We start from the raw sequence: 25346 nt of genomic DNA, 5'->3' as shown, positions 1-25346 counted from the left end.
ATCAGCCTAGTATTTTCCAATTTTTTTTGAAAGTCATCGTGCACCTCAGCCCTTTCCGTTTGCGCTCCAGTCCGTAAAGTCAGTCGATCGGCAGGGACGATTTTTCATGATGGATTTCGCGATATTCTGGGATTGGCTGAGTTTCGCCGTGCGCTGGCTGCACGTCGTCACCGGCATCGCCTGGATCGGCTCGTCCTTTTATTTCGTCGCGCTCGACCTCGGCCTGCGCCAACGCCCGGGCATGCCTGCAGGCGCTTTCGGCGAGGAATGGCAGGTGCATGGCGGCGGCTTCTACCACGTGCAGAAATATCTGGTGGCACCGGCCGAAATGCCCGAGCACCTGACCTGGTTCAAGTGGGAATCCTACGCCACCTGGCTGTCAGGCTTCGCGATGCTGTGCGTGGTCTATTATGCCGGGGCGGACCTGTTCCTGATCGATCCGAATGTGCTTGCCATGTCGGTGCCTATAGGCATCTTGCTGTCGCTGGCGACGATCGGCGTCGGCTGGGTGGTCTACGATCTCCTGTGCCGTTCGCCGCTCGGCAACAGCGACACCGGCCTGATGCTGGTGCTGTATGGGGTGCTGGTATTCATGGCCTGGGGACTGACCCACCTGTTCACCGGCCGCGCCGCCTTCCTGCATCTTGGCGCCATCACCGCGACGATCATGTCGGCCAACGTCTTCATGGTCATCATCCCCAACCAGAAGATCGTCGTCGCCGACCTGATCGCCGGCCGTAAGCCCGATCCGAAATACGGCAAGATCGCCAAGCAGCGCTCGCTGCACAACAACTACCTGACGCTGCCCGTTTTGTTCCTGATGCTGTCGAACCATTATCCGCTGGCGTTCGGGACAGAGTTCAACTGGGTCATCGCCTCGCTGGTGTTCATCATCGGCGTGCTGATCCGGCACTATTTCAACACCAGGCATGCGCGCAAAGGCAATCCGACCTGGACCTGGCTGGCGGCGGCCGTGCTGTTCTTGGTCATCATCTGGCTGTCGACGGTGCCGAAGTTGCTGACCGGCGAGGCGAAGGCGTCGGCGGCGGCCCAGGTCTACGTTGCCTCGGCGCATTTCCCTGCCGTGCGCGATACGGTGCTTGGCCGCTGTTCGATGTGCCACGCCGCGGAGCCGTCCTACGAGGGCATCTACCACGCGCCGAAGGGCGTGATGCTCGACACCGATGCCGGCATCGCCGAGCACGCCGGCGAGATCTACCTGCAGGCCGGCCGCAGCCACGCCATGCCGCCCGCCAACGTCACCCAGATCACCGACAAGGAACGGGCGCTGCTGGTGGCATGGTTCGAAGGCGCAAGGAAATGACCAGCACGCTCCTGCGCGGCCGCACGCTGTCATTTTTGCGCTGGCCCGAAACCGTCGACGACCATTCCGCCTGGCGCTACGAGCAAGATGGCGGCCTGCTGCTCCGCGATGGTAGGATCGTTGCCGCGGGCGCCTATGCCGAGGTCGAGAAAAAGGCGGGCGAGGGAACGAAAAAGATCGACCACCGGCCGCATCTGCTGCTGCCCGGGTTTATCGATGCGCACGCGCATTTTCCGCAGATGCAGGTCATCGCTTCCTTCGGCGCCGAGCTGCTCGACTGGCTGAACACCTACACTTTTCCGGAAGAGACAAAATTCGAGAACGCTCAGCATGGCCGCCGTATCGCCAGGCTGTTCCTGGATGAAGTATTGCGTCATGGCACGACGACTGTCGCCGCCTATTGCTCGGTACACAAGGAATCGGCCGAGGCGTTCTTTGCCGAGTCGCATGACCGCAACATGCTCAACATCGCCGGCAAGGTGATGATGGACCGCAACGCGCCGGACGGCGTGCTCGACACGCCGCAATCGGGTTATGACGACAGCAAGGCGCTGATCGAGGAGTGGCACGGCAAGGGGCGCCAGCACTATGCCATCACCCCACGCTTCGCCATCACCTCGTCACCCGAGCAATTGGAAACGGCGGGCGCGCTCTGCCGCGAATATCCGCACTTGCATATGCAGACGCATCTGTCGGAAAACCACGCCGAGATCGCCTTTACGCAGCAATTGTATCCGCAGACGCGGGACTATACCGACATCTACGAGCAGTATGGACTGCTCGGCCGCAAAAGCCTGTTCGGCCACTGCATTCATCTGTCGGAACGCGAGGCGGATGTGCTTTCGGATAGCGGCTCGGTGGCGGTGTTCTGCCCGACCTCCAACCTGTTTCTCGGCTCGGGCCTGTTCGATTATCAGCGCTATCGCCGCCGCGAGAAGCCGCTCCGCATCGCCGCCGCCACCGATGTCGGCGGTGGCACCAACTATTCGATGCTGCGCACCATGGACGAGGGCTACAAGGTGATCGCGCTGAATGGCGAGAAGCTCAATCCGTTTCAGTCATTCTGGCAACTGACCCGCGGCAATGCCGAGGCCTTGTCGCTTGCGGAAAAGATCGGCACTCTGGAGGAAGGCAGCGACGCCGATATCGTCGTGCTCGACGCCCGCGCCACGCCGGCGATGCGGCTGCGGGTGGAGACGGCGGACACGCTCGCCGAGGAATTGTTTCTGCTGCAGACGCTAGGCGACGACCGCGCCGTGCACGAGGTCTATGTCGCCGGTCGGGCAGTTAAGGCGGACATGGCGACCTAGCTGGTCCCGGCGTCCCGGCTTGACCGAACGGCAGCCATCGGCCAAAGCGTGCGACGAGATTAACAGGGGAACGACATGGCCGTTGCGGACGACATCGCTCTGATCAAGAAACAGGAAGCCGCGCTTGTTTTCTCCGCCTTTGACGAGGCTGTCGCTTTCGAGATCGGCTCGGCGATCCGCGACCGGGCTTTGACCGAGAACCTGCCGATCATCGTCGATATCAGAACCTTCGATCGGCCGCTGTTCTATGCGGCAATGCCCGGCTCGAACGCTTCCAATCCGGACTGGGCGCGGCGCAAGATCAACGTCGTGCGGCGGTTCCTGAAAAGCACCTACCGCATGGTGCTGGAGCAGCAGCGCCCCGACCGCAGCTTCAAGCCTGGCGAGGGGCTGGACATTGTCGACTACGTGCTGGCCGGCGGCGGCTTTCCCATCACTGTCAAGGGCGCCGGTGTCATCGGCGTGATCGCCGTCTCGGGCCTGCCGGAGCGTGAGGACCATGGCGTGGTCGTCGATGCGCTGTGTAGCTACTTGGGCGTCGATAGCCAGGAGTTGGTCCTGCCGCCGGAAGCAACATCGTGACGTTGGCGCCGCCCCTCATCCGCCTGCCGGCACCTTCTCCCCGTGTAGCGACGGGGAGAAGGGAAGCGCTCCAACGCTGGCGTGTCCAGTTGATAGATGGGTTGCGACCCCCTCTCCCCGTCTCTGGACGGGGAGAGGGTAAGGGTGAGGGGCAGCGCAGACGCCGCAGAAGTTCGCAGAACGTCGGTGGCAGCTCAGTATGACCATTCTCGACCCGAAATCCTTCCTTATATCCATCTTCAACGCCGCCGTTGCCGCCGCCGATCCCCAGAGGACGATCAAGAATCATTTGCCGGCAAGGCCGAAGGGCCGCACGATCGTCATCGGTGCAGGAAAAGGCTCGGCGCAGATGGCGGCTGCTTTCGAGGAAGCGTGGGACGGGCCGATCGAAGGGCTGGTCGTCACCCGCTACGGCTATGGCGCGGTCTGCCGGCGCATCGAGATCATCGAGGCGGCGCATCCGGTGCCGGATGCCGCCGGGCTGGAAGCTTCGCGGCGGCTGCTCGAAAAAGTCCAGGGACTGACTGCGGACGACCTTGTCGTGGCGCTCATTTCCGGCGGCGGCTCGGCGCTGCTGCCGTCACCCGCCGAAGGTCTGACGCTGGCCGATGAGATCGCCGTCAACGAGGCGCTGCTCGCCTCCGGTGCGCCGATCACCGCGATGAACACGATCCGTAAGCACCTTTCCACCATCAAGGGCGGCAGGCTGGCGGCCGCCGCATATCCGGCCAAGGTGGTCTCGCTGGTGGTATCAGACATTCCGGGCGACAATCCGGCTCTGGTCGCTTCTGGTCCGACCGTGCCGGACATAGGCAGCCGTGAGGACGCACTGGCGTCGATCGCTGCCTATGGCATGAAGCTGCCGGCTTCGGTCATGGCGCATATCAAGTCGCCGGCGGCCGATGCGCCACGTCCGGACGATCCGCGTTTTATCCGCAACGAGGTGCATCTGATCGCTTCGGCCGGCGTCTCGCTGGAAGCAGCAGCGGCCGAAGCGAAGCGCCGAGGTATTCAGGCCGTCATTCTCTCCGATTCCATCGAGGGCGAGGCACGCGAGGTCGGTGGCATCCACGCCGCAATCGCGCGCGAGGTGGCGACGCGCAGCCGGCCATTTGCAAAGCCGGTGCTGATCCTGTCGGGCGGCGAGACGACGGTGACCCTGCGCGCGAAAGGCAAAGGCGGCCGTAACTCGGAATTCCTGCTCGCCTTCGCCATCGGCATCACCGGCATGGCGGGCGTGCACGCACTGGCCGCCGACACCGACGGCATTGACGGTTCGGAAGACAATGCCGGCGCCTTCGCCGACGGCTCGACAGTTTCGCGGATGCGCGCGGCGGGCGTCGATGCCAAGGCCATGCTTGCCGGCAACAACGCCTGGACGGCATTCAATGCCGTAGATGACCTTTTCGTACCCGGTCCGACCGGCACAAACATCAACGATCTCCGGGCGATATTGATCAAATAGCTCAGGCCGCCATCAGCCTTTTCACCGCTCTCATATCCTGCAGGAACCGCTCGCGTTCGGCCCGCTTGTCCGCCGGCTCGCGAATGCGCAGAATGAAGGACGGGTGGATGGTGACGAAGACACGCAAGCCATCGTCGCGCTCCACTACCGCCCCGCGCATCTTCATGATCGGCACCACCTTGCCGAGCAGCGCCTGCGCTGCAGTGGCGCCGAGTGCCACCGCCAGGTTGGGCTTGATCAGATCGATCTCTTTGTCCAGCCACCAGCGGCAAGCCTGCACCTCGCCGGCATTCGGCTTGGAGTGGATGCGCCGCTTGCCGCGCGGCTCGAACTTGAAATGCTTAACCGCGTTGGTGACGTAGACTTTCAGCCGATCGACGCCGGCATCATCCAGGATCGCGTCGAACACCTTCCCGGCCGGACCGACGAAAGGCTTGCCCGCCAGGTCCTCCTGGTCGCCCGGCTGTTCGCCGACGAAGATCACCTTGGCTTTATCAGGACCCTCACCGAACACGGTCTGCGTGGCATCGCGCCATAGCGGACAGCGGCGGCAGATCTTGGCCGTTTCGCGCAGTTCAGGAATCGTCCTGGCGTCGATTTCTGTCGTGTCCGGGGACTTGCTTGCAGGCAAGCCTCTCGACTGCACCTTGGCATGGTGCGGCGTCGGGGTTGTCTGCATCCTGGCGATCATGACTAAGGCGGCCTTGTTCGCTCCTGCAATCAGACACGCAATGAGCAAAGCCCGCCGAAGGTTCCGCTGAAATTATTCCGCATGGGCCTTCACCGGCAGATGGCCGACGATGTGAAGCCCTAAACCTCGTGCAGATAGAGGTGATAATCCAGTTCGCTGACCGTGCGCGCCACGCGCAGATATTCCGACTGCTTGATCGCCACGAATGTCCGGTGCAGGTCTTCGCCCAATGCGCCCTTGAGGAAGGTCGACGCCCTTGCCGCCTCGATCGCGGCACGCCAGTCGACCGGCATCGTCGTGCGCGTGACGGCGGATTCGTAGCCATTGCCGGTGGTTTCAGGGCCGGGGTCAAGACCTTCGTCGAGACCCCTAGTGATGCCGGCCAGCACCGTTGCCGCGACTAGATAAGGGTTGGCGTCGACGCCCGATGGCCGGTGCTCGATGCGGCGGTTCTTGGCATCGCCGGCTGGCACACGCAGCGCCACCGAACGGTTGTTGACGCCCCAGGTCGGCGCCACCGGCGCATAGGATTGCGATACGAAGCGCCGCCATGAATTGGCGTGCGGCGCGAACACCAGCATCGATTCCGCCATCGTCTGGATCAGTCCGCCGAGACCGCGCAGCAGCGGAAGCGACCAGCTTTCGCCGCCGGCTTCGGCAAAGACGTTCTTGCCGGCATCATCCAGCAGCGAGACATGAAAATGCATGCCAGAGCCGGCATACTTCTCGATCGGCTTGGCCATGAAGCAAGCGGTGACACCATGACGGCGTGCCTGCGCCCGCACCAGCCGCTTGAGCATGACGAGATCGTCGGCCGCCCGCATCACGTCCTTGCGGTAATTGAGCGTCAGTTCGTACTGGCCGGGCGCATATTCCGAGATGACCGTCTCGGCCGGGATGCCTTGCACCTTGGCCGCGGCATAGATGTCGGAAAACAGCGGCTCCATGCCGTGCAGATGGTCGACGGAATAGACCTCTGTCTTGGCCGAGCGGCGGCCGTCGAGCACCGCATGCGCCGGCTGCACCTTGCCTTCGGCATCGCGCTCATTGGCGAGCAGGAAGAACTCGAGCTCGAAGGCGCCGGCCGGATGCAGGCCCTTGGCCGCGAGGATATCTACCTGGCGGGCGAGCGCCAGCCGCGGGTCGGACGACATCGGCTGGCCATCGAGATGGTACATCGCCATCAACACCTGGCCGCGCGGCGGCTGGGTGCCGAACAGCGGCACCAGCGTGCCGGGGATCGGCCACGCCCGCAGGTCGCCGTCGCCGGTCGTCCAGATCAGCCCGGTCTCGTGAACATCCTCGCCGGTGATGTCGAGGCCGAGGATCGAGATCGGCATGTGCCGGCCGCCCTCGAAGATGCTCATCAACTCATGTCGGCGCACGATCTTGCCGCGCCCCACGCCATTGGCGTCGGTCAGCACGATGTCGAACGCTTCGATCTCCGGATGGGCGTCGAGAAAGGCCTGCGCCTCGGCGGGCGTCGAGCCCGAAGGGGATGCCGTGACCAGGTTCAAACTTTGCTTGGGCGCTTGTTTCATGCTGCCAGCTTGTCTCATGCCGTAAGCTTTGCCGCAACCGCGCCGAAGGCGGTGATCAGCCGGTTCACCTGGGCGGCGCGAGTTGCCGGCGAGATCAGCATCATATTGTGGAACGGTGCGATCAGCACGCCGCGATTGACCAGCGCGACATGCATCGCCGCTTCGAGCTCCGGCGCATGCGCCCTCTCGGCTTCGCCGCCATTCCTCAGCGGGCCTGGCGCGCAGATGAACTCGACGCGGGCGCCGACCCGAGCAACATGCCAGGGCAGGCGATAGCGATCGATAACGGCAGTCAGCCCGGCGTCGAGCCGCCGCGCCAGATGGTCCATATGGCTGTAGTTCTCGTCGGTCATGACGTCTTCGAGCGTGGCACGCATCGCCGCGAATTGCAGCGGATTGGCCGACAGCGTTGTCCCCATGCCGGAATAGCCGGGCTCTTTCCGGCTGATATAAGCGGCATAGCGCGCCGCAACGCCTTCGCTCATGCCCCACACACTCGCCGGTATGCCGCCGGCAATCGGCTTGCCGAGCACGAACAGGTCCGGCTCCAGCCCGTATTTGCTTGTATAGCCGCCGGGACCGGTCGAGATCGTATGCGTCTCGTCGATTAGAAGCAGCGTGCCGGTCGCACGGGTGAGACGCCGCAAGCCGTCATGAAAGCCGGCTTCGGGCAGCACCATGCAGGAATTGGTCAGCACCGGCTCGGCGATGACGCAGGCGACATCGTTGCCCTGAAGTGCGGCCTCAAGCGCCGGCAGATCGTTGAACTCGACGATATCAGTTGCCCGCGTCAGGTCGCGGAATTCGCCGGCCAGTCCCGGTCGGTTCACCGCTTTGCCGTCGACCAGCCGGACCATCGTCTCGTCGACCGAGCCATGATAGCAGCCGTTGAAGACCAGGATCTTCTCCCGGCCGGTAACGGCACGGGCAACCCGCAGCGCGAAGCGGTTGGCGTCGGTTGCCGTCGTCGCGATCTGCCACAACGGCAGACCGAAGCGCTGTTGCAGCAGCGGGCCGATGGCGAGCGCGTCCTCGGCAGGCAGCATGTAGGTCAGACCGCGTCCGGCCTGCCGGCGGATGGCGCGGGCGACCGGCGGCGGCGAATGACCGAACATCGAGCCGGTGTCGCCGAGGCAGAAATCGTCGAGCCGGTTGCCGTCGATATCTCTGATGGCGGTGCCTTTGGCCTTATCAACGAGGATCGGGAACGGCGTCGGCCAGTCGTTCATCCAGTGCATCGGCACGCCGCCGAAGAAGCCGGGCAGGCCATTGCCGATTTTCGCCATCGATTTCGGCCGCGCCTGGCGGAAGGCTTCTGCCTCGGTCTCGCGCAACTCGGCAATCCGGGCCGGGCCGATGCCGCCGATGGAGGTCTTTGAATGGTCGATGACGTTCATGGCGGCCCTCTCCGCCGCACTTTAGACAATCGGCATCCGCCACCGCAATTGGCGGGCGGCTGCCCTGTGTTGGGTCAGCGGTCATTTGAATGGAACAGGCGCTTGACCGCGAGCCGCCTTCGGGCGCCAATGGCACTTCGGCTGGAGGGGACACGATGGTGCGGGCGATCATCTGCGCGGCAACGCTGCTGTCGTCGGTTGGTGCGGCTTTGGCATCCGGCGGCATCTGGTGTTCCGCCGAGGATGCAGCCGTCAAATTTGAGGTCGATGCCGGGGTCACCAGAGGCATGGGCGGGCCGACCTTCAATTTTCGCGGCGAGCTCGAAATTCTGGGCAGGCCAGTCGGCGACAGTCTGCGCAAGACTGTGTTCGAGGATCAGAACCTCACGCAATATTGGCTCGACAACAAGGAATTGCGGCTGCTCGTCTATCGCGAACGGCAGGTCGAAAACGCCTACGACTATGTCGAACTGGCGATCCTGACCAAGGCCAGCGACGAAGGCGTCTATGACGGCCGCTATTTGCTCTCAATCTATGATGTAACGGACGATGCCGAAAAGGATGGCAAGCCGGCTGAATTGACCGGCAAAGTATCTTGCGGAGCCGACTAACGGGCTAGGCGGAAATGTCGATGACGCCGCAATCGCCGGCGGCGCTGCCGAACGCGACGCGGCGCTCTTCCTTGTCCCACATCATCGATGTGATGGCGCCCTTGCCTGGCCGGCGCAGCAGCACTTCCCTGGCGTCGGCGAAGCGCACCGCCATCACCATGCCGTCATCATACCCTACCGCCACTACATCTTGGCTCGGATGGCAGGCGACGGAGGTGACCATCGCACTGCCGCGCGTGCCGAGTTCCAGCGGCGCCTTGCCCATCGGCCCATCCTTGCCCGAAAACGGCCAGACGATCGCCGCCGGCGCGCCGGAACTCGCCAGCCATTTGCCCTTGGCGCTCCACGACAGGCTTTTGACCTTGCCGGGATAGCCGGACATCCGCATGTGCTTGCCGTCGGCGAGTTTCCAGCCATGCAGCGCGTTTTCCTGCATTGTGGTGACGACGAAGCCGCCGTCCGGCGAAAACGTGATGCCGGTGTGGGCGCCGGCCCATTCGAGCTCGACCGGCTTGCCGTCGGCGGCCGGGAAATGCAGCGTCGCGCCATTGTAGCGGGCAACGCCGAAGCGCATGCCCTTGGGCGAGAAGGCCAGCCCCTCGACCGAGCGCGGATGCGAGAATTCCCTGGTCTTGCCGTCAGCAAAACGCACATAGGCAATTTTGCCCGAAGCATAGGCAACAGCGCCTTGTGGCCCGGCGGCCACGCTGGTGATCCATTTTTTGCCTGCGGTCGCCAATTCCGCAGTATTGCCGCCTGCGGTCACGGCAAAGATCTTGCCGTCCTCACCGCCGGTGATCAGCCGGTCGTTTGCGCCATCGTGAAGGGCGGCGAGCAGCCCGTCATTGGCCTGCACCGTCTTGTGCCCATGGTCGAGCCGATGGATTGTGCCGTCGGCCAGCGCGAAATGCGGCACGTCGCCAAGGAACACGGCGGCGAGGCAGTGGCCTTCGAGATCGAGCGGGGCGACTGTCGGCATGAGAGACCATTCCGTTCGAGATTTCTGCTGCCCCACCCTTAAGGGGTTGAGCTGCGGGTCTCAACCCGTGCTTCGGATCGTCGTGAGGAGAGAGCGCCAGCGTTGCGGGCGCCCCTTCTCCCACAAGGGGAGAAGGGGGAAAGGGCAGCTAAATCAAGCGGCGTGGCAGGCCTGGAAGCTTGTCTTCAGCCGCTCGGCGTCGAGTTCGCGGCCGATGAACACCAGCCGGCTCTCGTGCTTCTCGCCGTCCTTCCAGGCGCGTTGGTGGTCGCCTTCGATGATCATGTGCACGCCCTGGATGACATAGCGCTCGTCATCGCCTTTCAGCGCGATGATACCTTTCAGCCGCAGGATGTTCGGGCCTTCCATTTGGGTGACCTTCTCGATCCACGGGAAGAACTTTTTCGGGTCCATCTCGCCGCCGCGCAGCGACACCGACTGCACCGTCACATCATGGATGTCGGAAGGGTGCGCGTGATGATGGTCATGCCCGTCATGATCGTGATGATCATGGCCCTCGTGATCATGGTGATCATGATCATGATGGTCGTGATCGTCATGCGCCTCGAGGAAGTGCGGATCGTTCTCCAGCGCCCGGGACAGGTCGAACGCACCGCGATCGAGCACCTCGGACAGCGCCACGCCGGCGCGTGTGGTGCGATGGATGCGTGCCGCCGGGTTGATGGCGCGGATCGTCGCCTCCACCTTGCTCAGCTCTTCGGGGGTGACCAGGTCGGTCTTGTTGAGCACGACGACATCGGCAAAGGCGATCTGGTCCTCGGCCTCGCGGGAATCCTTGAGGCGCAGCGGCAGGTGCTTGGCGTCGACCAGCGCCACCACCGCATCGAGCCTGGTCTTGGAACGCACATCGTCGTCCATGAAGAAGGTTTGCGCTACCGGCACGGGATCGGCGAGGCCTGTGGTCTCGACGACGATGGCGTCGAAGCGGCCGGGCCTGCGCATCAGACCTTCGACGACGCGGATCAGGTCGCCGCGCACGGTGCAGCAGATGCAGCCATTGTTCATCTCGTAGATTTCCTCGTCGGATTCCACGATCAACTCGTTGTCGATGCCGATCTCGCCGAACTCATTGACGATGACGGCGTAGCGCTTGCCATGGTTTTCCGAAAGGATGCGGTTGAGCAGTGTCGTCTTGCCGGCGCCGAGATAGCCGGTAAGGACGGTAACGGGGATCTGCGTCTGTGCGTCGCTCATATTGTGCCTCGAATAGGGATTGTCGGCTCCATATAGGATGTGTGCTCGGCTTTTGCACGAGGCAAACCGATGGGCCAAAGAGGCCGGTATTGCCGAACTTTCCTCACATTGCCGAACGTTCATTGGCGCGGGCTGGCGGTGGGGCCTAGATAGGGCGAGGGGTTGTTCGCACTGAGGAGGCGCCAGATGTCCGACAAGTCCTTGCCATTAAGCCGGCGGCAGGCTCTCGGTCTTGTAGCGGTCACCACGGGCGGCATATTCCTGCCCGCCGGCGCAAGGGCCGGGCAGGTCTCGCCCTATGCCGGGCTTGCTTTGTTCGAAGCCGGTGCCGGCGTCTGCACCATGACGCCCGAGGTCACCGAAGGACCGTTCTATTTCGACCCGAAGCTCGAACGCGCCGATATCACCGAGGGCAAGAAGGGCGTCGCCCTCAATGTGCGGCTGCAAATCGTCGACGCCGCCTGCCGGCCGCTTCCCGGCGCACGCGTCGATATCTGGCATTGCGACGCCCAGGGCGCCTATTCCGGCTATCCCGGACAGGGCGACGGGCAGGATATCGACACGTCCGGCCAGAGCTTTCTGCGCGGCTGGCAGAGAAGCGATGGAAGCGGCATCGCTTCTTTCGCCACCATCTATCCCGGCTGGTATCGCGGCCGCACCACCCACATCCATTTCAAGATCTTCCCCGACGACCGCTCGGCAATGACCGGCCAGATGTTCTTCCCCGACAGCTTGAGCGAGCAGATATTCGCCACCGTCGCGCCCTATAACGATCGCCCCGGCAAACGCGATACATCGAACATGCGGGACAGCATTGCGCGGCAGGCCGGGCCGCCGTCGCAGGCAGCGCTGCGGGAAATGGCGGACGCCTATCAGGCCTTGATGGTGGTCGCGGTGAGGGCCGGTTGAGGACACCTCGTCACGTCGCCATCCAGCCGTCGCGGAAAGTCGTTTGTCATCTAACTGAAATAAACATCTGGCATTAGCCACGGCGAACACCGCGATGCTTGCCGGCAAAGCTATTTTCCGAGCCGGAATGTTTTCGATCGTCATTGCCAATCGGCGGCCTGCTTCTATGCTGTCCGCACCGGTTCGGCCGAGGAGGGAATGAGCATGGCCAAGGCGGACAAGACTGCAACAATGAGCCGGCTGCATTCGGCGGCGCGGCTGGCGCGCACGGCGCTCGCCGCCCGGCTTCTGGCGCATGGCTTCTATGCCGGCCAGGACCAGATCATGCTGGCGCTCGATCGCGAGGACGGGCAGACGCCCGGCAATCTTGCCGGCCGCCTCGGCGTGCGTCCGCCGACCATCACCAAGACCATCAACCGGCTGCAGGCACAGGGTTTTCTGGAAAAGCGCGCCTCCTCCGCCGATGCCCGCCAGGCTCATATTTTCCTCACCGACACCGGCCGCGAAATCATCCACGCAATCGAGAAATCGGTGAAGAAGACCGAAAAGCAGGCATTGAAGGGTCTCGACAAGAAGGATCAGAAATCGCTGTTCAAGCTGCTTGCACGTGTCGAAGCGAATCTTTCGAACGGCGAAATGGTGCTCCCCGATGACGAACTGGATATCGAGGACAAGATCCTTGAATAGGTCACGCGTTCGCCGCTGACGGCCGCCGCGTCAGTGCCGACCAGCGTCCGGGTGTGACGCCGAACGCCTTCTTGAAATGCCGATTGAAATGGCTTTGGTCACTGAAGCCGGCTGCGATGGCGATTTGCGCCAGCGGCTCGTCGGCTTCGATCATCCGACGGGCTCGCTGAAGCCGGCGCATCAACAAGAACCGGTGCGGGCTGGTGGAGAAGGTGGCGCGGAAATGCCGCGACAGGGCATAACGGTCCAATCCGGTGATCGCCTCCAATTCATCCGAACGTACAATCCGCGCGACATTTTCCTCCAGATAGTCGCGCGCCAGACTGGCGGCACGCCACGCAGTTTTCGCTATCGGTTTCGCCGGCTGACCGGCGTGCCGGGCCAGGCTTTGCATCAGCTGCGTCATGAAATCGACCACAAACAGCTCGTCCAGTTCCTGATCCAGCGGCCCGAGCGCCGAAAGCAGCGTCGCGCGGAAATCGCGGTCTGTCATCACGGCATCCCCGACAAACGGCAGTGACCCGCCGCCGAGGCAATCGAGCATCAGGGACGGCTCCAAATACAGCATTCTGTAACGCAATCCGTCTTCTGTGCCGGCGCCGCCATCGTGCATTTCGTCGGGATGAAGGATAATGATCTGGCCAGGCAGGCTCTGATGCGTCGCGCCGCGATAGCGGAAGCTCTGTATGCCATAAAGCGTCACCCCGATTGCATAGGTGTCGTGGCGATGGAGATCGAAGGCGTTGCCGTGGAACCGGGCCTCGATGCGTTCCATGCCGGCAGTACCGGGTGCCGATACGATGCAGTTCTCGGCTGCATCCACGCACAAACGTCCAAGACCCTGAAAGGCTTCCCCGTCTAGACCGTGCGGCATCGCTTCACTCGCAGCCTCGGATTGGCCCCCTTTCGGATTGGAAACTGTCGCATGTTCGATAGGAAATTTGCAATCGTGCTCAGGGACGATCTTCCCGTCTGGCAGAAGCTCAACGTCACCGCCTTTCTGACCAGCGGCATCGTCGCGCAGTTTCCCGACCTCATCGGCGAGCCCTACCGTGACCGCGCCGGCAATATCTACAACCCGCTATCGATCCAGCCGGTCATCGTGCTTTCGGCAGACGGCCAGGCGCTCGGAACGATCCAGCGGCGGGCGCTGGAGCGTGGTGTGACGGTTTCGCTCTATGTCGAGGAAATGTTTTCGACTGGGTACGATCTGGCCAACCGTGCCGTCTTTGCCGAATTTGCGCCGGAGGATGCCAAGGTGGTCGGCATCGCGCTTCGCGCCGAAAAGAAGCTCGTCGACAAGATCACCAAGGGTGCCCGCATGCACACCTGACTCTCCGGCCACCAGGAACAAAACTGAGCCTGTCGTCGCCTGTCGGTGTGCTAGCCTCTTTTGGCTTGCCCGCTGGCGACAATTCCCGCATTGGTGAGGGACTGCCTTGCTTCCCGTCCGGCCTGAAATTGAATGCTCCCCCAAGACAAGACGAAAGCGCGACGTCGCCGGCGGCGATCCTGTGCATGCTTTCCGTTTATGTGTTTTTCACCTTCCTCGACACCAGCAGCAAGTACCTTGTGCTGGCTGGCGTCTCGGCGCTGATCGTCGCCTGGACCCGCTTCGCGGTCCATGTCCTGCTTGTCGGCGTCTTTCTGCGCGGATGGCGTGAGCCGTTGCGTTTTCGTCCCGCCAACCTGCCGGCGCATCTCACGCGCGGTCTGCTCCTGTTCGGATCGACCATGTTCAACATTCTGGCGCTGCGGACGCTGCAGCTGGCGGAAACCACCTCGATCTACTTCTTCGGCCCGATGGTGATCACCGCGCTTGCCGGTCCGTTGCTCGGCGAATGGGCCGGCTGGCGGCGCTGGCTGGCGATCATGAGCGGCTTTGTCGGCGTCCTCATCATCACGCGGCCGGGCATCGGGGTTTTTGGCATCGGCCATCTCTTTGCGCTCGGCTCGATGCTATCGAACAGTTTCTACGTCATCATGACGCGCCGTATGTCGGCGACGGAAACCTCGGAAAGTCTCATCCTGTTTTCGGCGCTGGCGCCGGCCGTGCTGCTGCTGCCGACACTGCCGTTTTCGCTTTCGCTGCCGCAGGATGGCTGGCACTGGTTCATATTGCTGATGCTTGGCGTCTTCGGCGCCATCGGCCATTGGCTTCTTGTGCAGGCCTATCGCCTTGCCACCACCACGGCCCTGGCTCCCTATCCCTATTCGCAGATGATCTGGATGATCATCTCCGGCCTGATCGTCTTCAACCAGTTTCCCGACCGCTGGACGCTGGTCGGTGCCACCGTCATCGTCGCCAGCGGCCTCTACATCGTCCACCGCGAGCACCGGCTTCGCTTGCACAACCGCGCGACGCTGGACGCGGAGGCGGAAGCGCTGGCAAAAAAACTTTGATTTGCTCGGGATCGATGGCATAAGAGCCGGCCTTTAAACAGTTTAAATTGCTTCGGGAGCGCAGGGCGCTGGCACAGAAGATCAAGCTTTCGACCATCGCGGATGCGCTCGGCGTGTCCACGGCCACGGTCTCGCTGGCCTTGCGCGACAGCCCGCTGGTCGCCGGCGGCACCCGCGACCGTATCAAGGAACATGCGCGCGCCATCGGCTATATCTACAACCGCCGCGCCGCCAGCCTTCGCACCTCACGCTCGGGCATTGTCGGCGTCGTCGTCCACGACATCATGAACCCGTTCTTTGCCGAGATACTGCGTTCGATCGAGAGCGAACTCGACCGCAGCCGGCAGACCTTCATCCTGTCGAACCACTACGACCAACTCGAGAAACAGCGCACCTTCATCGACACGCTTCTGCAGCTCGGCGCTGACGGCGTCATCATGTCGCCGGCCATCGGCACACCGCCCGAAGACATAATCATGGCCGAGGAGAACGGTCTCCCGGCAGTGCTGATTGCACGCACCGTCGAAGGTGCCGACGTGCCGGTGTTTCGCGGCGACGATGCCTATGGCACCGGGCTTGCTACCAATCATCTGATCTCGCTTGGCCACAAGCGCATCGCCATGATCGGCGGTACCGACCAGACGTCGACCGGCCGCGACCGTTATCAGGGATATGTCAACGCCATGGAGGCGGCAGGGCTCGAGGTCAGGCCGTCATGGCGTATCGCCGGCCCGCGCACCAAGCAGGCCGGCTTCGAGGCTGCCGGGCAGTTCTTGGCGCTGAAAGACAGGCCTACCGCGGCCTGCTGCTGGAACGACCTCGTCGCCATCGGCCTGATGAACGGCATTGCGCGCGCGGGGCTGGTGCCGGGCATCGACATCTCCGTTACCGGCTATGACGACCTCGAGGAAGCGGCGATCGCGACGCCGGCACTGACCACGGTCTGGAACGGCCAGCGCGAGGTTGGCCGCCGCGCCGCCAGCGCGCTGCTCGACAAACTCAACGGACAGACGGTGCGGCCGTCGCAGGAACTGATCAAGCCGGAACTGCATGTGCGCCAGTCGACCGGCAAACCGGTGGAACGTGCATGACAAAAACCGAACAGCAAGCTGTCGCCATTCTGGTGCCGGGCCAGTTCAACGACCATGCGGTCGGCCGCATCGACGGGGCGTTCAGCCGCGTCCGGATCGAAGGCGCCGATCCGTCGCTGGTCACCGACGACATGCGCCGTACGGTGCGCGGCATAGCCGCCTTCGGCGGCATAAGCGCCGCGTTGATGGACGCGCTGCCAAAGCTCGAGATCATCGCCAATTTCGGCGTCGGCTATGATTCTGTCGATGTCCGCCACGCCGTACAGCGCGGCATCATGGTCACCAACACCCCGGATGTGCTGACCGAAGAGGTCGCCGATACGGCGCTCGGCTTGCTGATCAACACCATCCGCGAACTGCCGCGCGCCGAGGCCTGGCTGCGCGACGGAAGTTGGCTGCGCAAAGGCAACTATCCGCTGAGCCGGCTGACCCTGCGCGGGCGCCATGTCGGTATCTTTGGCATGGGCCGCATCGGCCTCGCCATTGCCCGCCGGCTCGACGCTTTCGGGCTGCCCATCGCCTACCACAACCGGCGCCGCGTCGAAAGCCTGTCCTATGACTATCACCCGACGCTGAAAGGTCTCGCCGAGGCGGTCGACACACTGATCTCGGTGGCGCCCGGCGGGGCCGCGACGGAAAGGGCAGTCAATGCCGAAATTTTCTCGGCTCTTGGGCCGAACGGCGTCTTCGTCAATATCGGCCGGGGCAGCACGGTCGATGAGCCAGCCCTTGCCGCCGCACTTGCCAGCGGCAGCATCGCCGCTGCCGGGCTAGACGTCTTTGCCGACGAGCCGAATGTGCCAGCGGCGTTGCTTGCCGCGCCCAACACCTCGCTTTTGCCACATGTCGGCTCCGCCTCGCAGCACACCCGCCGCGCCATGGCGGACCTATGCGTCGACAATCTGGTCTCGTGGTTTTCGCAGCGCAAGGCACTGACGCCGGTGCCGGAGACGGCAAATGTCAAGGCAAGGCCGTAAGCGGGCTGCCATATCTATTAACTTCAGCTTAACCCTTCGGAATCATTCTGGTCCCTTCCTAGTGTCTGTCCGCCTGACAGCACATGACAGCAAGATGAAGCGCGCCTCCTGATCTCTTCGAACGCGGCGCGCTTGAAATGCGCGGAGAAACAGGATGAAAACGCTTCCTGCATTGATGGCGGTTGCTGTGCTGTTCGGCAGCGTCCAGCTGTTTTATGCCGGTAGCGGTGAAAGCCGTGCAGCCAGTGAGTCACCACCTTCATTCGGCAACTACCGGCTGGTAGCCCATGGTGACGAGGCGTCTTGTGCGGTCAGCCGTCGCGCCGAGATTTCGCAAGGCTTGTCGCTGTTGACGGTCGCCGCGAATTGCCGCCGGGTGTTGCCCGGTGTCGAGCAGGCGAAGTTCTGGCGAGAGCAGAATGACGGCACGGTCACATTCAGCGCCAACGGCACCGATCCAATCGTCATGTTCTCAGTCGCCGATGGCGACGGTTACGAATCCTACGCGCCGGCGCTGCCGCTGCTATCGCTGGCGTCGGCCGGCAACTGACGAGCGCTATTCTGCCGCTGCGCGCGCGCCCGATTTCGCCGCCTGATGCAGACGTACAGCGTCGCCGAAGGCGCGGAAAATCTTTGCCGAGATGTTGTCAGATTCGACCCAGTACTCTGGATGCCACTGCACGCCAACAGCGAAGGCGCGGGCGTCCTTGACCGAAACCGCCTCGACAGTGCCGTCGGCGGCGACCGCTTCGACCTGCAGCTTCGGGCCAAGCCGATCGATGGCCTGGCGATGCACCGAATTGACCAGGATGTCGCCGGCGCCGAAGACCCCGGCCAGGCAGCTGCCGGGTTTTATCGACACGCTCTGGCGGATGGCGAAGCGTTCGTCCTGATTGTCGCTTGCCGGCGCACGATGGTCGAGCGAACCGACGCGTTCCTGGATTTCGGTCGCCAGCGTGCCGCCCAGTGCCACATTCATCTCCTGGATTCCGCGGCAGATGGCGAGCAGCGGTACCCCGCGCTCCACCGCCCGGCGGATCAGTGGCAACGTCGTCGCGTCGCGGGCGGAGTCGTAAGGACCATTGGCTTCGCTGGCGTCACCGCCATAGAGCGAGGGATGAACGTTGGACTTCGAACCGGTGACCATGACGCCGTCGACGGCGGAAAGCAGTTCATCGAAGTCGAGCCGGTCGCCGAAGGACGGTACCAGCAGCGGGAACACGCCTGCACCCGAAAGCGCCGCTTCAAGATATTGCTGTGGCGCGGCATGCCAGATGTAATTGTCGAACTGGCGGACGTCGGTCGATATGGCGACGAGCGGCTGGTGCATTTGGTCCGGATCCCATCGGGTGCAACGAATTATCTGCCTGCAAAATAGGCGATCCGAAGGCGCATTTCCATGGCAAGTTTCGGCGTGTCGCGTAGGCCAGTTAATCGACCTTAGACTATAGTTGCAAGATCTGCCCCAACGCCGTGAATTTCCCCGAAATGCGCCACTCAAACCGGGCTGCCACGCTGGACTCGACTCCTTGCCTGTGTATTGTCGGGCTCGAAGCCGATCCGGGCCCCGAAGCGTCCCGAATGTCGGTCAGTTGATCCAAAAGGGAGGAACTTCATGGATCGTCGTTCGTTCATCCGCAAGGCCGGCACCACCGGTTTCGGCGCCGCGGCCGCTGCCGCGACACTTGCTGCGCCGGCCATCGCCCAGTCCAACCCGAAAGTGACCTGGCGGCTGGCGTCGTCCTTCCCGAAGTCGCTCGATACGATCTATGGTGGCGCCGAAGTGTTTTCCAAGATGCTGTCGGAGGCGACCGACGGCAACTTCCAGGTCCAGGTCTTCGCCGCCGGCGAACTCGTTCCCGGCCTGCAGGCCGCCGACGCCACCACTGCCGGCACCGTCGAGGCCTGCCATACGGTGGCATACTATTACTGGGGCAAGGACCCGACTTGGGCGCTGGGGGCGGCGGTTCCGTTTTCGCTCAACGCGCGCGGCATAAACGCCTGGCACTATCATGGCGGCGGCATCGATCTGTTCAACGAGTTCCTGGCGACGCAGGGTCTGTTCGGGCTGCCGGGCGGCAATACCGGCGTGCAGATGGGCGGCTGGTTCCGCAAGGAGATCAAAACGGTCGCCGACCTTTCCGGCCTCAAGATGCGTATCGGTGGTTTTGCCGGCAAAGTGGTGCAAAGGCTCGGCGTAGTTCCGCAGCAGATCGCCGGTGGCGACATTTATCCGGCGCTGGAAAAAGGCACGATCGACGCCGCCGAATGGGTTGGCCCCTACGACGACGAGAAGCTCGGCTTCTACAAGGTTGCGCCCTATTACTACTATCCCGGCTGGTGGGAAGGTGGACCGACCGTCCATCTGATGTTCAACAAGGCGAAATACGACGAACTTTCGCCGGCTTACAAGTCGCTGGTGCACACTGCCGCCCAAGCGGCCGACGCCAACATGCTGCAGAAATACGACTACCTCAACCCGGCGGCGGTGAAGCGGCTGGTTGCCGGCGGCGCCAAGTTGAGCCCGTTCAGCCAGGAGATCATGGCCGCCTGTTTCGAAAAGGCCAACGAAGTCTATGCCGAGATGGAAGCCTCGAACGCGCCGTTCAAGAAGATCTGGGACTCGATCAAGGCGTTCCGCAAGGAGCATTATCTCTGGGCGCAGGTGGCCGAGTACAATTACGACACCTTCATGATGGTCCAGCAGCGCAACGGCAAGCTCTAGAATATTCTGCGACGCCGAGTGGCTCCACTCGGCGTCGCAGAAAAGGGCTAAAACAAAGCGGATGTCCCGTTTGGTTTGAATGCATTCCGCTCCAGGCGTTTGATGGATCTCGTCAAAGGACCGCGAGCCACGCCCCGCGGTCCTTCCCTGTCAGCCTTCGGACGCACTGACTTCGACCAGTACTCCACCCGGCGCATGGCAATAGAACGTCGTCGACTGGATGCGGCCGCGCATTAGCTGCTGGACCTCGCCCGGTTGCAGGCCGGCATCGGCAAGCCCGGCTCGCTTTGCATGCACAAACTCCGGCTTGCCGACGAAGAAGCCAACGTGAAAGCCGTCCGGATAGCTGGCGGGCTCGCCTTTCCCCGGCTTCATCAGATTGAGGATGAAGCCATCGATGCCACGCAGAACCGCGAAGGCGTCCTTGCCGCGCACGGCGACAAATTCAAAGCCGAAATGGCTGGTGAAGAAGCGGGCAAGGCCGGCAACTTCGGTGGTGACGAGATTTATGTGGTTCAGTTTCATGATGCGTCTCCTGCCACGGGTTGAATGCGGACAGGCTTCGACCGAAGAGCGCAAACCGGCGGGACCGCTACATCCGAAAATCCGGACGTGACCCGACCGGCTCGCGAGTTTCGCCTCGCTTGCCGGCCGCGGGTTCTCCCACAAGTAATGTGGCGAACAGGCTTCCCCGAGCATCGTGCTCAGGACGGGAAGAGCCGGACTACCGAACCGGCAATGTCTTTTTCGGCGTAGTTTCTGTAACCGGTCGCCCCGCCGGTGGCAACTGGCCCGATCGATCAGCCCTGAGGCACTACCAGGACCTTGACCTCACCTGGTGCCGACGGGTTGGCAATGATCGCCACCGCCTCGTCGAGGTCGACTTGTCGCGATATCAGCCGGTCTACCTCGATCGCACCCGAGGCGATGAGATCGGCGGCCCGGCGATGGGTAAAGGGATTGAGGAAGGAGCCCAGGACCTTCAACTCGCGGAACAGCAGGTCGAACGGTTCGAACGCCGCTTTCATGCCTTGCGGCATGACGCCGACGACGACAATTGTGCCGCCCGCCTTGGCCAGCCGCATCGCCTGCTCGACGGTGTCTTTCACGCCGGCGCATTCGAACACCACGTCGACGCCGCCCGGCATCAAACCCGACCGGCCGACGATCGCGTCGGTGATGTCGGAAGCGCTGGGATCGACCGTCGCCGTTGCGCCAAGTTCCTCGGCAAGGGCGCGCCGCGAGGCCTGGCGCGTCGACAGGATGATGGTCGTCGCACCGGCGAGCTTTGCCAGTTGAACGGTGAGCAGGCCGATCACGCCGCCGCCGAGCACGGCAACCGACGAACCTGGTCTGATCGCGGCAAGGTCCACGCCATGCAGGCAGCAGCCGAGCGGCTCGCAGAACGCACCATGCGTCGGCGTCAGATCGCCTGGCAGGACGAAAGCCTGTTTCTGCGGCAGGGCAAGATATTCGGCAAAGCCGCCATCGCGATGGATGCCGATGGCACGCAGATTGCCGCAGAGGTTGACCCGGCCGGCCTGGCAATGCGCGCACCGGCCGCAGGCGATGTTGGGATCGCCGGTGACGCGGTCGCCGACGGCAAAGCCGGATACGGCAGGTCCGATCGCCTCGACGATGCCGGAGAATTCATGGCCGAGAGTCACCGGCGGCGTGCACGGGAATTCGCCATGGAAAAGATGCCGGTCGGTGCCGCAGACGCCGCACGCCTCGATCCGCACCAGCAGCTCGTCCGGTCCGGCAGTCGGTTTCTCGACCTCGCACACGGCGAGGCCGCCCACTCGCTCCAGTCGCACCGCCTTCATGGCTGCCGGGCCTTCGTCAATTGAAACTCGGTGGTTGCGACAGATCGGTTGCCGGTGCCGCCGGTTTCGCGGGCGGCTTTTCGTCGAAGCTTGGCGGCTGCGACAGGTCCTGCGCGCCGGGCGCAGCGGGTGCCGTGCTGCCACCGGCCGGCGGCGTGCCGAGCGGCGACAGGCTGGGCATCTCCGGCACCTTGATGTCGATCGTCGCTGGATCGACGACGGCGCCTTTGTAGTGCATCACCATCTGCGGGAAGGCGATGGTCAGGCCGATCATGATCACCTGGATACAGACGAACGGCACTGCGCCCCAATAGATCTGCCCGGTGGTGACGGGCGCGATCTGTTTGCCGGTGAGCCGGTCGAGATAGGGCACGCGTGCGGCGACCGAGCGCAGATAAAACAGCGCGAAGCCGAACGGTGGATGCATGAAGCTGGTCTGCATGTTAACCCCGAGCAGCACGCCGAACCAGATCAGGTCGATGCCGAGCTTGTCGGCCGCCGGCGCCAAAAGCGGCACGATGATGAAGGCGAGCTCGAAGAAATCGAGGAAGAAGGCGAGCACGAAGACGAGGATGTTGACGCCAATCAGGAAACCGACTTCACCGCCCGGCAGCGACGTCAACAGGTGCTCGACCCAGATGTGGCCATTGACGCCGTAGAAGGTCAGCGAGAACACCCGCGCGCCGATCAGGATGAACAGCACGAAGGACGACAGCCGCGTCGTTGAGGCCAGCGCCTGCTTGACCACGTCGAGCGACAGCCGCCCCTTCATCGCCGCCATCGCCAGCGCGCCGACGGCGCCCATGGCGCCGCCCTCCGTCGGCGTGGCGATGCCGAGGAAAATGGTACCCAGCACCAGGAAGATCAGCGCCAGCGGCGGGATCAGCACGATGATCACCTGCTGTGCCAACCTCGACATCAGGTTGATCTTCAGGCGCTGGTCGATGATCGCCACGACATAGATGAAGATCACGCCGATGGTGGCGCCGAGGATATCGGCATTGCCGCCATGGTTTGGCGCGAGGTAGCGATACGCGGCATAGGAAACCACCACCGCCGCCAGCAGCGCCGCCAGCAGCGACAGCACACCGTGACCGAGCGTGCGGGCCTCCAGCGGCAGTGCCGGCATCGACTTCGGCCGGACGATCGACATGAGCAGGATGTAGAGCATGTAGATGCCGGTCAAAATGAGCCCGGGGATCAGCGCCCCCTTGTACATATCGCCGACCGAGCGGCCGAGCTGGTCGGCCAGCACGATCAGCACCAGTGACGGCGGGATGATCTGGGCGAGCGTGCCCGATGCTGCGATGACGCCGGATGCTAGCCGCCGGTCGTAGCCGTAGCGCAGCATGATCGGCAGCGAAATCAGCCCCATGGCAATGACGGAAGCCGCCACCACGCCGGTCGTCGCGGCCAGCAGCGCGCCGACGAAAATCACGGCATAGGCCAGGCCACCACGAACCGGTCCGAACAACTGGCCGATCGTGTCGAGCAGGTCTTCGGCCATGCCGGATCGTTCGAGCACGATGCCCATGAAGGTGAAGAACGGGATCGCCAGCAGCGTGTCGTTCGACATCACCCGGCTGCCGTAGAAATTGTCCGGCAACGCGTGCAGCAACGGCCAGGCGAGGTTGATCGAGCCGCCCGAATAGGGCGACAGCAGCACGCCGATGAAGAAGAACATCAGGCCGTTGGCGGCAAGCGAGAAGGCGACGGGGTAGCCGATCAGCAGGAAGAAGATCAGCGAGGCGAACATGATCGGCGCCATGTTCTGGGCGATGAACTCGATCACGAGCGCACCTCTTCGACGAGCGCCTTGGCTTCTAGCTCGGCCTGTTCATGCACCGATATGAATGGAGTGGGATCGTCCATATGACCGCGCATGATGGCGATTTTCTTGATGATTTCGGAAATGCCCTGCAGCGCAAGCAGGAAAAAGCCGACCAGCAGGATCGCCTTCGCCGGCCAGATGATCAGCCCGCCGGAATTGTTCGACATCTCGCCGCTGCGATACGACAGCGACACATAGGGAACGAAATAGACCACCATCAATGTCACGAACGGCATCAGGAAGAAGACGTGACCGAAAAGGTCGATCCAGTGCTGCACGCGGCGCGAGAACATGCCGTAGACGATGTCGATGCGGATATGGTCGTTCTGCTTCAGCGTGTAGGCGGCGGCCAGCATGAAGGCGGCGCCGAACAGATACCACTGCAATTCCAGCCAGGCGTTCGAGGACATGTCGAACAGCTTGCGGATGACGGCGTTAGCGGCGCTTACCAGAATTGCGAGCAGGATCAGCCACGATACCCATTTGCCGATGAATTCGTTCAAACGGTCAATGGTTCTGGAAAGAGCGAGAAGCCCTGCCATGCATTCCTCCCTTGTGTCAGAGCGCGGCGGTTCCCTGTCCGTTGCGCCGCTGTGGACCAACGGTATGCAGTGCGTGGTTCGGCGGGTCAACACGGGCCTGCCCGCATAAACACAGTTGTGAGGTGACGACCGGCAAAAAAGCTGCCGCGTCCTTTGCATGTCCAAGGACATGCGGCTCTTTCACCAACCAAAGTCGGGTGCGGCTCAGGCGATCTTCTGTTGGTCGCGGCCGGCGCCGATCAGCACAAGCATGGCGACGAGGAACAGGTACATCCAGGCATCGCGCCATTCGAGCGGGAAATAGCCGGCCCATAGCGATTCGGCCATGCCGAAAGCGGCGGCGCCCAGTGCCGCCCGCAGCGGCGAAAGATAGCCGCCTACTGCCGTCACGAACAGGATCTTCAACCCGTAGACCAGGCCGGTGCCGAAGCTGATGTTGCCGTAGTAGAAGCCGGCGAGCACGCCGGCCAGCGCAGCGCAAAGGCCGCCGAAAAGCACCGCACGCCGAAACACCGCGCGGACATCGACACCGCACATCGCAGCAGCCTTGGGATCGTCGGAAACGGCGCGCCAACTGCGGCCGAAGCTCGAATGTGTGAAGCCCCACGCAGCCAGCGCAATGGCCGCCAGCACGGCAGCGCAATCGAGCAACTGGATCAGCGTCAACGTCGCCTTGAAGCTGGCACTCTGCGCGAAGACGATGGTCTGGGCCAGCATCGGTGGCAACCACAGATCGTGGGTGTTGGCGGCGATGCGGCTGGCTTCCGACAAGACCAGCAATATACCGAGCGTTGTCACCACGATCGCATTGGGCGAGCGGTCGGCCAAGGGTTCGAAGATGCTTCGTGACAGAACGTGGCTGATCAGCGCCGCGTAGAGAAACGCCGCAACTATGCCGAGCGCGACCGATGCAAGCAGCGTCAGCCACAGTGCCTGATAGCCGAATGCCGCGGTGAGGATCATCGTTTGCCCGCAAAAGGCGAACAGCGCGCCATAGGCAAGATTGGTGCGGTGCAGGATGCCGTTAGTCAGCACATAGCCGAAGGCAAGCAGTGCGTAGAGCGCGCCCGAATGCAGCCCGTTCAGAACCTGCTGGAAGAAATAGAGCATGCAAAATCCTCGGTGCATGGCTCCGAATAATCGGAAATCGACTTTCGCTGGGATCATGCACAAAATCAAAGTGCTACAAGCCGCGGCGCTCGCAGCCGTGAAGAGCGTTGCACTCGGAATCTAACTTGTC

The 25346-nt window shown here is 63.0% G+C and carries 25 protein-coding genes; 13 read left to right on the top strand and 12 right to left on the bottom strand.

Annotated features, from left to right (window positions below):
• The first annotated feature begins 106 nt into the window (after positions 1–106).
• The 4 genes from NKH05_RS26515 to NKH05_RS26500 all read left to right on the top strand — a co-directional run bounded on the left by NKH05_RS26515 (position 107) and on the right by NKH05_RS26500 (position 4681).
• Positions 107–1324, top strand: a complete 1218-nt coding sequence (locus NKH05_RS26515; RefSeq protein ID WP_352999172.1) for a urate hydroxylase PuuD — start codon at positions 107–109, stop codon at positions 1322–1324.
• Positions 1321–2634 carry a guanine deaminase gene (guaD, locus tag NKH05_RS26510; RefSeq protein ID WP_352910640.1) on the top strand — a complete coding sequence of 438 codons (1314 nt, stop codon included), beginning with the start codon at positions 1321–1323 and terminating at the stop codon, positions 2632–2634. Before NKH05_RS26515 ends, guaD begins: the two co-directional genes overlap by 4 nt.
• Positions 2635–2709: 75 nt before the next feature.
• Positions 2710–3216 (top strand): heme-degrading domain-containing protein, encoded by a 507-nt coding sequence (locus tag NKH05_RS26505; protein ID WP_352963166.1) that lies wholly within the window; start codon positions 2710–2712, stop codon positions 3214–3216.
• A gap of 199 nt (positions 3217–3415) precedes the next feature.
• Positions 3416–4681, top strand: coding sequence for a glycerate kinase type-2 family protein (locus NKH05_RS26500; protein WP_352789371.1), 1266 nt, complete (start codon positions 3416–3418; stop codon positions 4679–4681).
• A gap of 1 nt (position 4682) precedes the next feature.
• Here NKH05_RS26500 and NKH05_RS26495 read toward each other — a convergent pair whose 3' ends face one another.
• From NKH05_RS26495 to NKH05_RS26485, 3 genes are all read right to left on the bottom strand, one after another.
• The gene (locus tag NKH05_RS26495; RefSeq protein WP_280940411.1) at positions 4683–5405 is read right to left on the bottom strand and encodes a UdgX family uracil-DNA binding protein; all 723 of its coding nucleotides are present in this window, start codon (positions 5403–5405) and stop codon (positions 4683–4685) included.
• 86 nt (positions 5406–5491) lie between these two features.
• Positions 5492–6913 (bottom strand): glutamine synthetase family protein, encoded by a 1422-nt coding sequence (locus NKH05_RS26490; RefSeq protein ID WP_352547943.1) that lies wholly within the window; start codon positions 6911–6913, stop codon positions 5492–5494.
• Between the two features lie 14 nt (positions 6914–6927).
• Complete coding sequence (locus NKH05_RS26485; protein ID WP_023718066.1) at positions 6928–8310, bottom strand: aspartate aminotransferase family protein; 1383 nt, start codon at positions 8308–8310, stop codon at positions 6928–6930.
• 89 nt (positions 8311–8399) lie between these two features.
• Between NKH05_RS26485 and NKH05_RS26480 the strand changes: the two genes are divergently transcribed.
• On the top strand, positions 8400–8921 hold the full coding sequence (locus NKH05_RS26480) for a hypothetical protein (RefSeq protein WP_348633211.1): 522 nt from the start codon (positions 8400–8402) through the stop codon (positions 8919–8921).
• A 4-nt stretch (positions 8922–8925) separates the two neighbouring features.
• Here NKH05_RS26480 and NKH05_RS26475 read toward each other — a convergent pair whose 3' ends face one another.
• Positions 8926–9900 (bottom strand): WD40 repeat domain-containing protein, encoded by a 975-nt coding sequence (locus tag NKH05_RS26475; RefSeq protein WP_023718064.1) that lies wholly within the window; start codon positions 9898–9900, stop codon positions 8926–8928.
• A 153-nt stretch (positions 9901–10053) separates the two neighbouring features.
• Positions 10054–11115 (bottom strand): CobW family GTP-binding protein, encoded by a 1062-nt coding sequence (locus tag NKH05_RS26470; protein WP_023718063.1) that lies wholly within the window; start codon positions 11113–11115, stop codon positions 10054–10056.
• Positions 11116–11301: 186 nt separating this feature from the next.
• Here NKH05_RS26470 and NKH05_RS26465 point away from each other — a divergent pair, with 186 nt between their 5' ends.
• Positions 11302–12024 (top strand): intradiol ring-cleavage dioxygenase, encoded by a 723-nt coding sequence (locus tag NKH05_RS26465; RefSeq protein ID WP_352918831.1) that lies wholly within the window; start codon positions 11302–11304, stop codon positions 12022–12024.
• A 204-nt stretch (positions 12025–12228) separates the two neighbouring features.
• Entirely contained in the window at positions 12229–12711 is a 483-nt protein-coding gene (locus NKH05_RS26460) for a MarR family winged helix-turn-helix transcriptional regulator (RefSeq protein WP_023718061.1), read from the top strand.
• Between the two features lies 1 nt (position 12712).
• Here NKH05_RS26460 and NKH05_RS26455 read toward each other — a convergent pair whose 3' ends face one another.
• Positions 12713–13585 carry an AraC family transcriptional regulator gene (locus tag NKH05_RS26455; RefSeq protein ID WP_352918833.1) on the bottom strand — a complete coding sequence of 291 codons (873 nt, stop codon included), beginning with the start codon at positions 13583–13585 and terminating at the stop codon, positions 12713–12715.
• Between the two features lie 51 nt (positions 13586–13636).
• Between NKH05_RS26455 and NKH05_RS26450 the strand changes: the two genes are divergently transcribed.
• The 5 genes from NKH05_RS26450 (at position 13637) to NKH05_RS26430 (ending at position 17732) form a co-directional block, all read left to right on the top strand.
• Positions 13637–14044 carry a DUF2000 family protein gene (locus NKH05_RS26450; RefSeq protein WP_352918835.1) on the top strand — a complete coding sequence of 136 codons (408 nt, stop codon included), beginning with the start codon at positions 13637–13639 and terminating at the stop codon, positions 14042–14044.
• 185 nt (positions 14045–14229) lie between these two features.
• On the top strand, positions 14230–15114 hold the full coding sequence (locus NKH05_RS26445) for a DMT family transporter (RefSeq protein WP_352918837.1): 885 nt from the start codon (positions 14230–14232) through the stop codon (positions 15112–15114).
• Between the two features lie 68 nt (positions 15115–15182).
• Positions 15183–16205, top strand: a complete 1023-nt coding sequence (locus NKH05_RS26440; protein ID WP_023676245.1) for a LacI family DNA-binding transcriptional regulator — start codon at positions 15183–15185, stop codon at positions 16203–16205.
• Positions 16202–17182 carry a 2-hydroxyacid dehydrogenase gene (locus tag NKH05_RS26435; RefSeq protein WP_353026405.1) on the top strand — a complete coding sequence of 327 codons (981 nt, stop codon included), beginning with the start codon at positions 16202–16204 and terminating at the stop codon, positions 17180–17182. The genes NKH05_RS26440 and NKH05_RS26435 overlap by 4 nt, the downstream gene beginning before the upstream one ends.
• Positions 17183–17336: 154 nt before the next feature.
• On the top strand, positions 17337–17732 hold the full coding sequence (locus NKH05_RS26430; RefSeq protein WP_353026403.1) for a hypothetical protein: 396 nt from the start codon (positions 17337–17339) through the stop codon (positions 17730–17732).
• 6 nt (positions 17733–17738) lie between these two features.
• Here the strand turns inward: NKH05_RS26430 and NKH05_RS26425 are convergent, their stop codons facing one another.
• Positions 17739–18512 carry a gamma-glutamyl-gamma-aminobutyrate hydrolase family protein gene (locus NKH05_RS26425; protein ID WP_352484379.1) on the bottom strand — a complete coding sequence of 258 codons (774 nt, stop codon included), beginning with the start codon at positions 18510–18512 and terminating at the stop codon, positions 17739–17741.
• 285 nt (positions 18513–18797) lie between these two features.
• Between NKH05_RS26425 and NKH05_RS26420 the strand changes: the two genes are divergently transcribed.
• Complete coding sequence (locus NKH05_RS26420; RefSeq protein WP_023718055.1) at positions 18798–19907, top strand: TRAP transporter substrate-binding protein; 1110 nt, start codon at positions 18798–18800, stop codon at positions 19905–19907.
• Between the two features lie 150 nt (positions 19908–20057).
• Here the strand turns inward: NKH05_RS26420 and NKH05_RS26415 are convergent, their stop codons facing one another.
• From NKH05_RS26415 to NKH05_RS26395, 5 genes are all read right to left on the bottom strand, one after another.
• The gene (locus tag NKH05_RS26415; protein ID WP_352484380.1) at positions 20058–20432 is read right to left on the bottom strand and encodes a VOC family protein; all 375 of its coding nucleotides are present in this window, start codon (positions 20430–20432) and stop codon (positions 20058–20060) included.
• A gap of 275 nt (positions 20433–20707) precedes the next feature.
• Entirely contained in the window at positions 20708–21733 is a 1026-nt protein-coding gene (locus NKH05_RS26410) for a zinc-dependent alcohol dehydrogenase family protein (protein ID WP_023718053.1), read from the bottom strand.
• A 16-nt stretch (positions 21734–21749) separates the two neighbouring features.
• Complete coding sequence (locus NKH05_RS26405; protein ID WP_031193698.1) at positions 21750–23522, bottom strand: TRAP transporter large permease; 1773 nt, start codon at positions 23520–23522, stop codon at positions 21750–21752.
• Positions 23522–24106, bottom strand: a complete 585-nt coding sequence (locus tag NKH05_RS26400; protein ID WP_023718051.1) for a TRAP transporter small permease subunit — start codon at positions 24104–24106, stop codon at positions 23522–23524. Before NKH05_RS26400 ends, NKH05_RS26405 begins: the two co-directional genes overlap by 1 nt.
• A 204-nt stretch (positions 24107–24310) precedes the next feature.
• A complete protein-coding gene (locus NKH05_RS26395) occupies positions 24311–25216 on the bottom strand; it encodes a branched-chain amino acid ABC transporter permease (RefSeq protein WP_023718050.1) in 906 nt (301 codons plus the stop codon).
• Between the last annotated feature and the right edge of the window lie 130 nt (positions 25217–25346).

The organism is Mesorhizobium sp. M1399 (genome assembly GCF_040317735.1).
Lineage (GTDB): Bacteria > Pseudomonadota > Alphaproteobacteria > Rhizobiales > Rhizobiaceae > Mesorhizobium.
The sequence above is the reverse complement of the archived record's forward strand: the minus strand, read 5'-3'. Positions and strand labels throughout refer to the sequence as shown.